This window comes from Prevotella melaninogenica, assembly GCF_003609775.1.
GTDB classification, from domain to species: domain Bacteria; phylum Bacteroidota; class Bacteroidia; order Bacteroidales; family Bacteroidaceae; genus Prevotella; species Prevotella melaninogenica_A.
Window position 1 is genome coordinate 281,434 of sequence record NZ_AP018049.1, and the last position, 14,920, is coordinate 296,353.

Genomic DNA, 14,920 nt, shown 5'->3' on the forward strand with positions numbered 1-14,920 from the left:
GAAACTGCGTAGAGGAATCTATATAGCATAAATATTATGGAAGAAAGAAAGATAGTTGTTGTTGGTGCAGGTCTTACTGGTCTTACTTGTGCTGCTTATCTACGTCGTAAAAGTCAAGATGTAGTGGTTTTGGAGGCTGCCGATCGTATCGGTGGACTTATGCAGACGGAAGAGATAGACGGCTTTGTGATGGAACAAGGACCGAGTACGGGTACTATTAAATACCCTGAAGTGGCTGAACTCTTCGATATGTTAGGCGATGATTGTACGTTGGAGGTAGCACAGAGTTCTGCTAAATGCCGTTTGATATGGAAAGATGGACGCTTCCATGCCCTACCTTCTGGACTTTGGTCTGCTATCACAACTCCTCTCTTCACGCTGAAAGATAAGTTCCGCATCCTTGGTGAGCCATGGCGTAAGAAGGGGACAGACCCTAACGAGAGTGTGGGAAGCCTTGCTGAACGACGGTTGGGACGGTCTTTTGTTGATTATGCAGTCGATCCTTTCCTCTCTGGTGTGTATGCTGGTAACCCTTATCAACTACCAACTCGCCTTGCTTTGCCTAAACTCTACGACTTAGAACAGCGTTATGGAAGTTTCATTAAAGGGGCTATGGCACTTGCAAAACAACCAAAGACGGACAGGGAAAAGCGTGCAACGAAGGCTGTCTTCTCTACTCGTGGAGGTTTCCGTAGCCTTGTTTCTGCATTAGAGAGAGTTATTGGTGATGAGAGAATCCGAACGAATTGTAAAGAACTAAGTATAGAACCGTTAGGAGATAAGTGGAAACTATCTTGGGGTGAGAATACTATAATAGCTGAACATGTTGTTACAACTTGTCCTGCCTATGCCTTACCTAAGTTGTTGAGTTTCTTACCTAAGGCTCAACTTGACGACTTAAGCAATCTTTATTATGCTCCAGTGATTGAGATTGGAGTGGGAATGAAGAATACGGGGGATGTACATTGGAATGCCTTTGGCGGATTAGTGCCGTCTAAAGAAAAACAGAAAGTGTTGGGAGTCCTTATGCCTTCCGCTTGTTTTCAGGGGCGTTCTCCTAAGGATGGAGCCAATTACGCATTCTTCATTGGTGGTGCTTGTCATCCTGAATATATCAATAAGACAGATGAAGAACTGATAGAATTGGTTAATACGTCCCTTCATACGATGTTGGGTTATCCTAAAGGCACATGTGCTGACGTCATTCGTATTTACAGACACAGCCATGCTATTCCACAATATATGCCCGAAACGGATGCTCGCCTTCGTACTATTGATGCCGTAGAACTTGCTCATCCTGGTTTACATATCATTGGTAATTTGAAAGATGGTATCGGTATGGGCGATAGAATCAAGCAGGCTGTGGATATGGCAGAGAAGATTAGTTTGTCTGTATCGTAAATACAAGCTATCTTATACGAATATTTCTTGTTTCAATTTGCTGTCACTTTTAACACTTCAATTACTCCTCTGTAAACTAATAAGTTAAGTGCTTACAATGGATGACAGCAGTGACAGCAAATTGAATTTATCCCAATGGCCTAAGCAAAAACACAAAGTCAAACAAGTATATAACATGCAAAAAGCCATAATCCTATTGGATTACGGCTTTTATTGTTCTTTTCAGCTATGACTGAAAGTGTTTTTTATCCCAATGTAGCTACGTGCTTGCAGAGAGCAGACTTCAAATTAGCTGCCTTGTTCTGGTGGATAACGTTAGTCTTTGCCAACTTGTCCAACATCTTCTGTACAACAGGATAGAGCTTAACAGCCTCTTCCTTATCCGTCATGCTACGCAACTTGCGTACTGCATTACGCATAGTCTTAGCATAATATCTGTTGTGCAAGGTCTTAACCTTGTCCTGACGGATTCTCTTCAATGATGATTTGTGATTTGCCATCTTTGTTTTCTTCTTTTATTTTACTCGTAGTCCCTAGCAGAGTCGAACTGCTCTTTAGAGAATGAAAATCTCTCGTCCTAACCGATAGACGAAGGGACCATGGCTTATTTTGCGGGTGCAAAGGTAGCCCATTTATTTCAATCAACCAAACTTTTTGCGAATAAATTTTCGTAAGAGGCTGTATTTTTGTAATTTTGCATTGTTTTTTATATGATTTTGAAGTCAAAGGCAATTGTTTTGCGTTCTCTGAAGTTCGGTGATTCATCGCTAATAATTGATATGTTTACCGAGTTAGAGGGGCGTATTTCTTTTATAACGCGCATTCCTAAGACGGCGAAAGGGAAGATTAAGAAGCAGTATTTTCAACCACTGACCTTACTTGACCTTGAATTTGATTATCGTCCGCGAACCTCTTTGCAGCGTATAAAGGAAGTGCGTATCCTTCGCCCTTACGGCTCTATCCCCTTTGATCCAGTGAAGTCGGCTATCCTTCTCTTTCTTTCTGAATTCCTTTATTATGTTACTCGCGGTGAGCAACAGAATGCCCACCTATATAATTATGTATGCGCGAGTATGGAATGGTTGGATGAGGCTGAGCGTGATTATGCCAATTTCCATCTTGTCTTTATGATGCGTTTGAGTCGTTTCATCGGTTTCTTCCCTAATCTTGATGCCTATCAGGCGGATGCTTGCTTTGATCTTCGCAATGCAACCTTTACAGCAAGTGCACCTCTTCATTCTGATTATCTACTCCCTGCAGATGCAGCAGGTATTAATCAGTTGATTCGTATGGATTACGAGAATATGCATCTTTTCCGTCTATCTCGTCACAATCGCAATCGTATTTCTGATATAGTATTGCATTACTATCGAATTCATGTGCCTGATATGCCTGAACTAAAAAGTTTTCAGGTAATGCGCGAGCTGTTTAGTTAGTGTGCTTTATGATGTTTATTAGGCGTTAATATTGCCCTTAAAGTAAGCGCATATTATACTTATAGATAGTCTTTATCGAATTATTTTCATGAAAGAAAATATTTTTCTTCATGAAAAGAAATATTTATCTTCATGAAAATAATTTCTTTTTTTCATGATAATAATTCACGATTGGTATTTTGTTGCTTGTTTTTTTTATTACTTTTGTGGACTTGAAGCATGAAAATTCAAACTTAACCTATTATATAATATAAGTCTATGAAGTTAACAGAACAGCGCAGTAGTATGCTTCATGGTGTACTGCTGATTACTTTGTTTGCCTGTGCAGCGTTCTATATCGGTGATATGGGATGGGTGAAAGCACTTTCGTTGAGTCCGATGGTCGTTGGTATTATCTTGGGTATGCTTTATGCCAACAGTCTTCGTAATAATCTTCCAGAGTCTTGGGTGCCCGGTATTGCCTTCTGTGGAAAACGTGTTTTGCGCTTTGGTATTATTCTTTATGGTTTCCGTTTGACCTTTCAAGACGTGGTGGCAGTGGGTTTTTCTGCTATCATTGTGGATGCAATTATCGTATGTGGAACGATTCTCTTAGGTGTTTTGGTCGGTAGACTCTTGAAGATGGATCGCAGTATAGCTCTTTTGGCAGCTTGTGGAAGTGGTATCTGTGGAGCTGCAGCGGTATTAGGTGTCGATGGTGCTATCCGTCCGAAGCCTTATAAGACAGCTGTGGCTGTAGCGACGGTGGTCATCTTCGGAACACTATCAATGTTCCTTTATCCTATTCTTTATCGTGCAGGTGTCTTTGATTTATCACCCGATGCAATGGGAATCTTTGCAGGTTCGACGATTCATGAGGTGGCTCATGTCGTTGGTGCAGGTAATGCCATGGGTGCTGCAGTGAGCAATTCAGCCATTATTGTTAAGATGATTCGTGTGATGATGTTGGTACCTGTGTTGTTGGTTATAGCCTTCTTTGTGGCAAAGAATGTTGCTGGACGAGGTGAAGAAGCAGGTAGTAGTAGCAAGATAAACATCCCTTGGTTTGCGATTCTCTTCCTTGTGGTCATCGGTTTCAACTCATTGAACTTACTTCCGAAAGAGCTTGTCGACTTTATCAATACCCTCGATACCTTCCTGCTTACAATGGCTATGTCTGCACTTGGTGCTGAAACGAGTATTGATAAGTTTAAGAAAGCAGGCTTTAAACCTTTCCTCTTGGCTGCAATTCTATGGTGCTGGCTAATCGGTGGAGGTTATTGCTTGGCAAAGTATTTGGTCCCAATGTTGGGTGTTGGATGTTAGATGCTGGGTGTTAGGTGTTGAATTTTGGGTGATGATGATGTGTAAATGTTGGCTTGGTTGTTGGGTTTTGAATGTTAGGTGTTGATAAAGTGCGCATCCGAAGGAACATGTTTGGTGTTTGGGTGATGAATGTTAGGTGATGATGAAGTGCGCATTCGAGGGAACATGTAGGAGAAGGTGATGTTGAGTATTTGTTGTTTATGAAATGTGTTTCAAAAGTAAAAGCACCTGTTTTTTGTAGACAGGTGCTTGATAATGTAAGTTTTGCTGCTATTAAATCGTAATTTCTCTTTTTGACTACCAATTATCGTTTTCGTTGCCTGCTACGCCATGCTTGACCGCTTCTTCAATCTTGTCCATAATTACATTGGAGTAAGCATGAGCCATGACAAGTGCTTTTGCTGAAGTCTTCTTGTGGCTGTCTTTTTCTGTAAATGGAAAGCATTGTTCAATAGGCCAATTCTCTTCTGTTAAAGTCGCACGAGAGCCACCCATCCCACCGAGGAAACCTCCTCCAATCTTTTTGTCTACTTTGTAGAAAGGTATAGTGTAAGTTATTCTCACCTTTCCATCTTTGATGTCAGTCTTTATAATTGGTGTTAGATTTACTGTATATGAATTTGCTCCTCCTGTATGTGAAGCAATGGCATCAACATTTCCCTTAGCAATAATTACACCTGCTTCTTTGTCATTTAATTGAATAACAGATTTTCCACTTCCAAAAGTATTACTGTACCAGTAATTTAGGATGACGTATAGTTGTGTCTTTGTCTTTTCTGGTGCCTCAATAACTTGCGTATAAGTTAGTGCTTTGTTTTTGTCTAATTGTAACTGGCTTGTAAGGCTTTTTGCAGCATCATACCACTTTTCTCCATACTTTTCCTTGGCATACTTTTCCAACTCTTCTGCCCTCATTATTTGGGCATTTACTCCGATAGCCAATAAAAGCATAACGGCACATAAAAACAGTTTTTTCATCTTTATTTGAATTTAATTAAGTAAAATCCCGTTTCTCCTGTGCCAATAAAAAAAGGCGCAGGTCTTCTCCATACGCCTCACGGTTCACCACAAACCACAACTGTATATGGGAAAACCTGCACCTGTAAGATGCAAGGTCCCAATAACAGTTGTTTTGCTCTGTTCTCGTGTGGTGATTGTGAGGCTATTGAGCAAAAAGTGTTGTGTCCCTAAAAGAACACATTGCAAAAATAGTAAAAATACCTTAAATAAACAACAATAATATCATCTTTCTTTTAGTAAAGTAAAATAAAGTTTGTAGTAAGAACTAAAAAGGCTGAACTTCTTTCGGAGTCCAGCCTTTTCTTATTTTTGATATAACTATTATACGAAGCTAATAACGCCCTCAACAGCGCCTTCGTTGCTTTCGTTTTCTTCATTATCTTGCTCAGGATTACTGATGCGTTTGATGTCCTTAATCATCTGTTTAGTACGCTTGTAGGTTGGGGTGTTCTCTACAGCAAGGATAACATCCTCGTTGTCGAGTTCATCCGCAGTAAAGCGATAGATGTGCGGACGATGCTTGTATTGTGAGCTGTTGTTGTCCTTATAGAAACGATCACGACGGTCACGACGCTCTGCAGCCTTCTCCTCTTCCTCTGCCTTGCGTGCTGCATCTTCCTGTGTCTGCTTCTTAATATGGCTACCCATACCGTCAACATCCTCAATGCCAAAGCCCGTTGCAAGGATAGTAACCTTAACCTTCTTGTCGAGTTCAGGGTCAATAGCAAGTCCCCATTTCAACTCGAAGTCTGCGCTGAAGTGGTTCATGAACTCTGTCACATCACCCATTTCCTCCATTGTCAGACCTGGGTTGTCCTTGTCGTCAGTATTGAAGTTGATAGAGAGCAAAATCTTCTTTGACTTATAGACATCGTTGTCGTTGAGCAATGGTGAGTTGAGTGCGTCCTCAATTGCCTGCTTCACACGACCTTCACCCTCACCGTAACCAGTAGACATGATAGCTACGCCACCATCTTTGAGGACTGTCTTTACATCGTTGAAGTCGAGGTTCATAATACCATGAACGGTGATAATCTCTGCAATACTCTTAGCAGCAACGCTCAGTGTGTCGTCAGCCTTACGGAAACCATTGAGCAAACTCAGTTCAGGATAAATCTCGCGGAGACGTTCGTTGTTGATGACGAGCAGTGCATCGACATGCTTTGCCATCTCTTCAACGCCATCCAACGCCTGATCTATCTTCTTAGCTCCCTCGAAACGGAAAGGAATGGTAACGATACCCACGGTGAGAATGCCCAATTCCTTGCTGACACGTGCGATGACAGGTGCTGCACCAGTACCCGTTCCACCACCCATACCAGCGGTGATAAATGCCATCTTCGTACCATCGTTGAGCATACGCTTGATATCCTCACTGGTCTCTTCAGCAGCCTGACGTGCACGCTCAGGACGGTTTCCAGCACCTAATCCTTCTTTACCCAATTGCAGATGAACAGGAACAGGAGAGTCGTTGAGTGCTTGTGCATCCGTGTTGCAGAGTACGAAGGTCACATCGTGGATACCTTCTCTGTACATGTGGTTTACGGCGTTACCACCACCACCACCGACACCAATGACCTTGATGATGCTATCAGCTACATCGCCGTCACCGAAGTCTAATATATCCATTTTATTATTGTTGTCTGCCATAACAGTATGTTGTCTATGTTTATTTCCTATTGTTCTTTTTTGCGTGGGCTGTTGATTACTCTTCATCCTCACTCATAATGATTTTTCCGAAATCTTTCACCTTACGTGAGAATTTATTCCAGAGGCTATTGCGACGCTTCTCCTCTTCGAGTTCGCGCGCTCTTGCTTCCTCTTCCTCACGCAGCTTTCGCTCTTCCTCTTCACGTTTGCGACGCTCAGCTTCGGCTTTCTTCTTCTCCTCAGGTGTTGGAACAATACCCTGTCCCTGTCTTGCAGTAGACGATGGGGTGTAAGGCTGTTCGATAGGTGTTGCTACTGCAACATCATCGTTGTTGAAAAGGTTGTTCTGTGCAGGGTTATATTCAGCACCAGCACAGTTCATATCGCCTTTGGCAAGCAGTCCAAGAATTGTGTTCATGTCACCATTCTTAGCTGTGATATCAGCATTACTTGAAGCGATGGTATGTGTTACGAAGTTTGCTTTGCGAATCTTGTCGATATGTGTGGTATTACGAATACAGCGTTCAATGTTCTTTAAGTTCATACCACCACCAGTGAGAATGATACCGCCAAGCAGTTTGTCGGCATAATCAGATGGTACCTGACACCATACATTCTCAACGATTTCGCCAATACGTGCCTCAACGATTTCAATGAATTTGCGGCTCTCTACCGAACGCTCTGAGTCGATAGAGTATTTCAATGTATTATCGATGTCATTATTTTCAGTGAAAGCAGAACCATACTTAAGCTTCATGGCCTCAGCATCCTTCTCTTCCATTTGTAGGCTGGCAATGTCCTTTGTAATATTGTTACCACCCAATGGAATGACTGCCAAGTGACGGAGAATGTTCTTGTAGTACACAGAAACTGTTGTTGTGTCAGCACCGAAGTCAACCAATACACAACCACCACGCTTTTCAGCTTCGCTCAATACAGCGTCAGCCAAAGCCAAAGGTGCAAGATACATCTCGGCAATAGAGATGCCAGACTTTTCAAAGCAGTTGTTGAGGTTCTCGTAGAAAGCCTTACGCCATAGGATGTTGAGGAAGTTACCCTCAAGACGAGTAGCTTTGATACCTACTGGGTCAAGAGAGAATTGGTTGTCAACCTTATACTCCTGTGTGGCAGCATCGAGAATCTCCTGGTCAGGATAAGTCATATTGCGGTTGGCATCCATTAACTCATTGATCATCTCTGAGGTAATGATGGTATCAGTAGGCAAATCCTTTACGATAACGTTGCGTACGCTTCGTATAGACTGTCCTCCCACGCCTACATAGACCTGAGATATCTCACGCTTCAATTGTTTTCTTAGTTTGTTGATGATGCCAGTGAGGCACTGACCGGTCTTGTCGATGTTATAGACGACACCCTTGCGAATACACTGTGTAGCGTCTTCCTTTACAACGGCAAGCACGGAGATACTGCCGTCAAGATTCTTTCTGCCAGCGATTCCCGTAATCTTTGATGAGCCTAATTCAATGGCTACTATGAACTCTGCCATATTCGTTAAGTATTATGTTCCTTATTTTATATTCTCTAAATTGATAGCTGTTTTTTATTCCGTAAGTCCTGCTGAGGCATCTTCTTGCCGTTTCACTTCCTTACGGGCTTTATCTCTTTCCTCCTCTTCTGTACGTTGTATGTCTTCTACCTGTTCGGACTTAGCCTTCTTAAGCAGTGTGTCTTCTTCTGCTTTTTCAGCCTTTTCATCACGTTTCTTACAGATGATTTGGTTATCGAATTCTATGTCGATGTAAGAGTATTTGTTCCAACCTGCTTGTGAAAGACCATATCGGTAGAACTTCTCTAAGCGTGATAACTTCTTTTTAACGAAGATGTTTATATCATGCTTGCGCTTCCATGGACCATTGTTTTTAGGCAAGTAGCCCATGAAGATGATATGATTACCGACACGTGGTACTAACTCGATGCCTCTGTCTGGTAGGACATTGATTTGCTCTATTTGGTTCAGCCATAGCGGTGATGAGCTAATAGCCTTGGCAAGAGGAGCAATGTAAAGGCGTGCGAAGTTGTTGTCTATATTGCCAGTTGCAATGATTAAGTCGCTCGTGTACTTAGAGTTTGGGAGTATTCCTCCGTTGTCATCAAGATAGTAATCAGCTCCATTGTTACTCTTGATGCGGATAATCGGCATACGTTGAGTAATATGGATGTTGACATGTCCATCTTTGGTTTTGTAACACTGGGCTGTATTGATGAAAGGTCCCACTTTCAATGCTTCCTCAATCTTGCGTGGATTGATATCAGATACCTTCTTATTGAGGGGATAGAGGTGGGCTTTCTCTAATATTTGTTTGATTTCAGTAGCAGTAAGAAAACCTGCATTATTAGAGTCAGATATGTTGATATTCACTTTAGTACATAGCTGTTTGCTCTCATCAGGTTTGTTCCATGAGGTAACAGCCATGATGAGATAAATAGCCAGTACAACGTCCAGCGCAGTGATAATTATCTTTTTCCACTTAATGTGCATATCTTCTCTCTTTTACTTTAAGAGTTTTTGTTTTCTTTCTTCTTACTTCTCGTTGAGTATCTTTGCAATCTCTGGGACATAATTGTCGAGATTACCAGCACCCAATACAACCAGAACATCAAAGTCTCTTGACTTTACAAAGTCGAGAACATCGTCCTTCTGAATCATCTGCTTCTCAATGTTAGGACTGAGATTATCATAGATGAGTTCGCTTGTTACACCTGAGATAGGCTCTTCGCGAGCAGGATAAATCTCTGTCAATACCACTTCATCAAAATGGCTAAGTGCTTCTGCAAACTCCTTATAGAAGTCACGTGTTCGTGTGTAGAGGTGTGGCTGGAAGATTGCAGTAACCTTCTTGTCAGCATAGAGTTCCTTAAGACTCTTTGCACTCTGCAGAATCTCCTTTGGATGATGCGCATAGTCAGAGAGGAACACATGGCGGTCGTTCTTTATCTTGAAGTCGAAACGACGATCAACGCCACCGTATGTCTTCATTCCATTGCGCAGTTCTTCTGCTGTACAACCATTGAGTTGAGCCATTGCCATTGCTGAGATACCATTTTCGATATTGATAGGAATTGGTTGTCCAAGTTCTACATCCTTAATGTTTTCGATAGGAGAAATGAAGTTGAAAGTGATAGTTCCGTTTTCAATTCGTATATTTTCAGCGTGGAAGTCGCCTTCATCACGGCTGTATTCATAGATTCTAACACCTTCTTGTACGTTTGGCTTCATCTCTAATCCTTTGCGGATAATGAGTGCACCTCCCTTTTGAATGAGTTCTGTATAGTGACGGAAACTCTCAAGGTAAGCCTCTTTTGTACCATAAATATCCAAGTGGTCAGGGTCTGTTGAGGTGATAACGCTCATCCAAGGACGCAACCAATGGAAAGAACGGTCGAACTCGTCTGCCTCAATCACAACAAAGTCGCTGTGGTCAGAGAGGATATAATTAGTGCCATAGTTCTTGGAAATACCACCAAGGAAGGCGTTACAGTCCAAATGACTTTGGTGCATAAGGTGTGCACACATACTGGAAGTCGTTGTTTTTCCATGTGTTCCAGCAAAGCAAAGACCCTTATGTGTGCGGGTGAGTGTGCCGAGAACCTGTGCACGTTTCTGAATCTCAAAGCCATTCTCGCGGAAGTAAACCAGCTCAGCATGGTTAGAAGGGATGGCAGGTGTGTAGATTACCAACGTTGATGCTGGTTCTTTGCACGCTGCAGGGATGAGTTGAACATCCTCCTCATAATGAATATCCATTCCTTCTTTCTCCAAAGTGTGGGTAAGTTCGGATGGAGTTTTGTCATAACCTGCTACTATCAATCCTTTATGAAGGAAATAGCGAGCAATAGCACTCATGCCGATGCCACCTGCACCTACGAAGTAAACTGATTTAATATCTTTGAGTTCCATGTGTTATATATTCTTTTTCTTTCTTTTATTTGGGAGTAGAACAGCGTTCTACGATAGTATCTTTCAATCCTATCTGTTGGAAGTTTGTTTTATCCCTTTATGAGTTTGATAACCTCGTCAGCAATAATCTCAGCAGAGTTCTTCAATCCCATCTTCTTTACATTCTCACTAAGACTTGCCAACTTCTCATCATTCGTGATGGTATCGAGCGCAAGTTTTATTAAAGTGTCAGGTGCTTCAACATCCTTTACGCAGAGTGCAGCATCTTTATTAACCAATGCCATCGCATTCTTTGTCTGATGATCTTCTGCCACGTTCGGACTTGGAACCAAGATAACAGGCTTTCCGATAAGCTGGAATTCACTGATAGAACTTGCACCAGCACGGCTGATAACAAGGTCTGCAACCTTATATGCAGCACCCATGTCACTGATAAAGTCCATTATCTTCAAGTTTGGAAGTTCTTTATCCTTCATCGAATCCAAAATCTGCTGATGATAGAACTTACCCGTTTGCCAGATGAATTGAACGTCTGATTGCTCAATGAGGTCAAGGTGTTCAATGACAGATCGATTGATAGTTCTTGCTCCAAGGCTACCACCCACGAGGAGGATTGTCTTCTTGTTAGGGTCAAGACCGAAGCTCTCACGTGACTCTTCAACAGAGAGTGGGGTAGAGAGTACGTTCTGACGAACAGGGTTACCAGTCATGATAATCTTATCAGCAGGGAAGAAACGCTCCATACCTTCGTAAGCAACACAAATCTTCTTCACACGCTTTGACAATAGTTTGTTGGTAACTCCTGCATAAGAATTCTGCTCTTGGATAAGACATGGGATTCCCATCTTTGCACACTCATAGAGCGTTGCACCACTGGCATAACCACCAACACCCACAGCAACCTGTGGTTTGAAGTCTTTAATAATCTGGCGAGCCATACGAAGACTCTTCCAAAGTTTGCAAAGTACTTCAAAGTTCTTTAGCTTATTAGCACGGTCAAAACCTTTGATAGGTAGGCCTTTTATCTCATAACCAGCAGCAGGAACACGTTGCATCTCCATACGTCCATCAGCACCCACAAAGAGAATCTTCGCCTCTGGGTGCTTCGCTTTGATAGCATTGGCAATTGAAACTGCAGGGAAGATATGTCCTCCTGTTCCGCCACCGCTGATGATAATTCTTAATTCCTCGTCCATTTGCATCTTCTTTATAACCTACAAAGGTAATCATTTTTTTTATCTTCTTTCAACTTTCAGCTTCCTTTTTAGGTATCTCTGTAAATTAGGCTGTTACGTGTGAAAGTTTCTCAGAAGGTATCTTATCTTCTTTCTTTTTCTTTGCTGAACGGCTCACACTAAGTATTACGCCAATATAGACGCAATTAATAATAGTAGAGGTACCACCCTTACTGATAAGAGGAAGTGGCTGACCAGTAACCGGAGCTAATCCAACAGCTACTAACATATTGAATAACGCCTGTGTAACCAAGAGGAAGGCGATACCCATAGCAAGAAGAGCTGGGAAAGAGTTTTCGCATCTGTTAGCTATAATACCCGTTCTGAAAAGAAGGATAATATAAAGGAATGCCACAAATATAGCTCCACCAATGCCCATCTCTTCAATGATAATGGCATAGATAAAGTCGGAGAAGGCTTGCGAAAGGAAATCTCGTTCGTTAGAGTTTCCCGGTCCTTTACCAACAACGTCGGATGAAGCGATGGCAATGTTAGCATGTGCCACCTGTGCATCTTTATCTAAGTCATAGTCTTTTGGAGCAACATATTCACTGTTAAAGAACTTCTTAATACGTGCCTTCCACGTGTCAGCACGGTGAAGCATTTTACCGAAGAACCCCGGTGATTCATCTTGCTGTACAGCAACAGTTTGTTCTGTAAGATTCTGCTTGGCAGAAACCTCTTCTTCAGCTTTCTTGTCATCACCTACCAGCATGACCATAGATAGCATGAAAATTCCAAATAAAGCAATGACCCCTATCAAGCGTCCTAATTGTTTGAGGGGGACTCTTCCCACAAACATCATCAGAATTACGGTCAAACCAATGAGCATTGCAGTAGAAAGGTTCTCACCAAGAATCAGTAATATAATACCACCAGATAGCCACATGATATATTTAAAGGCTTTTCGGTCCGCTCCATGTTCGGTCTGCATTGCGCTAAGTATCTGTGATATAGCTAACACCAACGCACCTTTAGCCAATTCGGAAGGTTGGAATTGTATACCTGCAAAGCTAATCCATCGGCTTGCTCCATTCGTACTTTGCCCTGCTGCAAGTACCCATATAAGCATTATTATGGACATGACCAATACGATGGGGGTGACGAGTTTGAAGTAGCGACATTTGATATTTAATACAACCACCATCAAAGCAACTCCTACAAGGAGGATGCTACAATGGTAAATGATAGGGCTCCAGTAGTTTCCTCCTTTGTACGACAGTGAACTTGAGGCTGAATATACCTCAATGATACTGATGATACATAGGAAGAAGAAGACCATCCAAATAACCTTGTCTCCTTTAAATATGTTACTGAGAGATTTATTCTTCATTGTTTTTTGTTCCTTATGGGATTATTAGCCCAATTAGCCTTATTAGCCCAATTAGTCTTATTAGCCTAAGTCCAATTAGCCTAATTAGTCTTATTAGCCCAATAAGCCTTTTCCTACAACGCTCTTACATAGCTCTTGAACTGTTCACCTCGGTCCTCCATATTCTTGAATAGGTCGAAGCTTGCACAGCATGGGCTTAGGAGAACTGTATCACCAGGCTTCGCTAACTCTGCACAAGCAGCAACACAATCCTTCATAGAGTGGGTGTCGCGAACAGGGATACCAAGGTCGTCGAAGTTATCATGAAGCTTTTTGTTGTCAGCACCGAGATAAACAATACCAGCACACTTCTGCTTTACTAAGTCCTTGATACTGCTGTAATCATTTCCTTTATCCTTTCCACCAATAATCAAGATAGTTGGTGTACGCATACTTTCAAGTGCATACCAGCAAGCGTCAACATTGGTAGCTTTTGAGTCGTTGATGTATTGTACACCAGCGACCTTGCATACCTTTTCCAATCTATGCTCAACACCTGGGAAGTCGCTGAGGCTCTTGCGAATATTTTCTTTCTTAATACCGCTGATATCAGAAGCAATACCTGCAGCTAAAGAGTTGTAAATGTTGTGACGTCCAGTAAGCGAAAGGTCTTCCTGCTCCATGTTGAATGGCTCAGGTTGTTCAATCGTATATTGTCCTTCTTCAATGTAACCAATACTGCCATTCTCCTTTAATTCAGAGAAGGGATAGCATACAGCGTGTACATCAAACTTCTCAAGCTCTTTCTTGATGACAGGATCATCGTTCCAGTAGATGAAACTATCCTCCTTTGTCTGGTTCTGAATGATACGCATCTTAGCGTCTGCGTAGTTCTCAAACTTGAAATCATAGCGATCTAAGTGGTCAGGAGTGATGTTGAGAAGGATGGCAATGTTGGCACGAAAGTCATACATATTATCCAACTGGAAGCTGCTCAACTCAATGATATAATATTCATGTGGATCTTCTGCCACCTGCAGAGCAAGACTGTTACCAATGTTACCTGCCAAACCAGCATCGTAACCAGCATCTTTGAAAATGTGATAGATGAGGCTTGTAGTGGTAGTCTTTCCGTTACTACCAGTGATACATATCATTTTAGAATTAGTATATCGACCAGCAAACTCAATTTCGCTGATGATATGTGTTCCTTGTGCAATGAGCTTCTGAACCATTGGTGCTTCGTTAGGAATGCCAGGGCTTTTGATGATTTCATCAGCATTGAGAATCTTCTCCTCTGTATGCTTACCCTCTTCCCATTCGATACCACGTTCATCGAGCATCTTCTTATACTTGTCCTTAATGGCTGACATGTCAGAAACAAAGACATCGAAGCCTTCTTTCTTTGCCAGTACTGCTGCACCGGCACCACTCTCGCCGGCACCAAGTATTACAATTCTTTTCATATATCTTTCCTTTCCTTACTCTTGCTTATGTAATGTTTTTGTTTGCTGGCTACTTACCTCTTTTCGAGTAAACGGTTACTCGCCTCTTGGGAAGTGGTCAGCTGTGTGGTGTTTTGTATGAGCACCAATTGTGCGAACGCCCCGCACATATCGTGCTAACGCCTCGCACGCCTCGT

The 14,920-nt window shown here is 42.1% G+C and carries 12 protein-coding genes; 3 read left to right on the forward strand and 9 right to left on the reverse strand.

Features of this window, described 5'->3' with window-relative positions; all coding sequences use genetic code 11:
• The first annotated feature begins 36 nt into the window (after positions 1-36).
• The gene (gene hemG, locus PMEL_RS01020; protein WP_120173586.1) at positions 37-1,401 is read left to right on the forward strand and encodes a protoporphyrinogen oxidase; all 1,365 of its coding nucleotides are present in this window, start codon (positions 37-39) and stop codon (positions 1,399-1,401) included.
• 245 nt (positions 1,402-1,646) lie between these two features.
• Here hemG and rpsT read toward each other — a convergent pair whose 3' ends face one another.
• Positions 1,647-1,901, reverse strand: a complete 255-nt coding sequence (gene rpsT / locus PMEL_RS01025) for a 30S ribosomal protein S20 (protein WP_120173587.1) — start codon at positions 1,899-1,901, stop codon at positions 1,647-1,649.
• 210 nt (positions 1,902-2,111) lie between these two features.
• Between rpsT and recO the strand changes: the two genes are divergently transcribed.
• Positions 2,112-2,837: a DNA repair protein RecO gene (gene recO / locus PMEL_RS01030; RefSeq protein WP_120173588.1), complete on the forward strand. Its 726-nt coding sequence runs from the start codon at positions 2,112-2,114 to the stop codon at positions 2,835-2,837.
• Between the two features lie 258 nt (positions 2,838-3,095).
• On the forward strand, positions 3,096-4,142 hold the full coding sequence (locus tag PMEL_RS01035; RefSeq protein ID WP_120173589.1) for a YeiH family protein: 1,047 nt from the start codon (positions 3,096-3,098) through the stop codon (positions 4,140-4,142).
• 297 nt (positions 4,143-4,439) lie between these two features.
• On the opposite strand, the gene PMEL_RS01040 is transcribed toward PMEL_RS01035, so the two are convergent.
• The 8 genes from PMEL_RS01040 to murD all read right to left on the reverse strand — a co-directional run bounded on the left by PMEL_RS01040 (position 4,440) and on the right by murD (position 14,744).
• A complete protein-coding gene (locus PMEL_RS01040) occupies positions 4,440-5,120 on the reverse strand; it encodes a DUF4468 domain-containing protein (protein ID WP_036919186.1) in 681 nt (226 codons plus the stop codon).
• Between the two features lie 363 nt (positions 5,121-5,483).
• Positions 5,484-6,812, reverse strand: coding sequence for a cell division protein FtsZ (gene ftsZ, locus PMEL_RS01045; RefSeq protein ID WP_120174595.1), 1,329 nt, complete (start codon positions 6,810-6,812; stop codon positions 5,484-5,486).
• Between the two features lie 55 nt (positions 6,813-6,867).
• On the reverse strand, positions 6,868-8,319 hold the full coding sequence (gene ftsA / locus PMEL_RS01050) for a cell division protein FtsA (protein ID WP_120173590.1): 1,452 nt from the start codon (positions 8,317-8,319) through the stop codon (positions 6,868-6,870).
• A gap of 54 nt (positions 8,320-8,373) precedes the next feature.
• A complete protein-coding gene (locus tag PMEL_RS01055; RefSeq protein ID WP_120173591.1) occupies positions 8,374-9,312 on the reverse strand; it encodes a cell division protein FtsQ/DivIB in 939 nt (312 codons plus the stop codon).
• A gap of 42 nt (positions 9,313-9,354) precedes the next feature.
• Positions 9,355-10,731, reverse strand: coding sequence for a UDP-N-acetylmuramate--L-alanine ligase (murC, locus tag PMEL_RS01060; RefSeq protein ID WP_120173592.1), 1,377 nt, complete (start codon positions 10,729-10,731; stop codon positions 9,355-9,357).
• A gap of 89 nt (positions 10,732-10,820) precedes the next feature.
• Positions 10,821-11,927, reverse strand: coding sequence for an undecaprenyldiphospho-muramoylpentapeptide beta-N-acetylglucosaminyltransferase (murG, locus tag PMEL_RS01065; RefSeq protein ID WP_120173593.1), 1,107 nt, complete (start codon positions 11,925-11,927; stop codon positions 10,821-10,823).
• Positions 11,928-12,012: 85 nt separating this feature from the next.
• Entirely contained in the window at positions 12,013-13,299 is a 1,287-nt protein-coding gene (locus PMEL_RS01070; RefSeq protein ID WP_120173594.1) for an FtsW/RodA/SpoVE family cell cycle protein, read from the reverse strand.
• 113 nt (positions 13,300-13,412) lie between these two features.
• Positions 13,413-14,744, reverse strand: coding sequence for a UDP-N-acetylmuramoyl-L-alanine--D-glutamate ligase (gene murD / locus PMEL_RS01075; protein ID WP_120173595.1), 1,332 nt, complete (start codon positions 14,742-14,744; stop codon positions 13,413-13,415).
• Between the last annotated feature and the right edge of the window lie 176 nt (positions 14,745-14,920).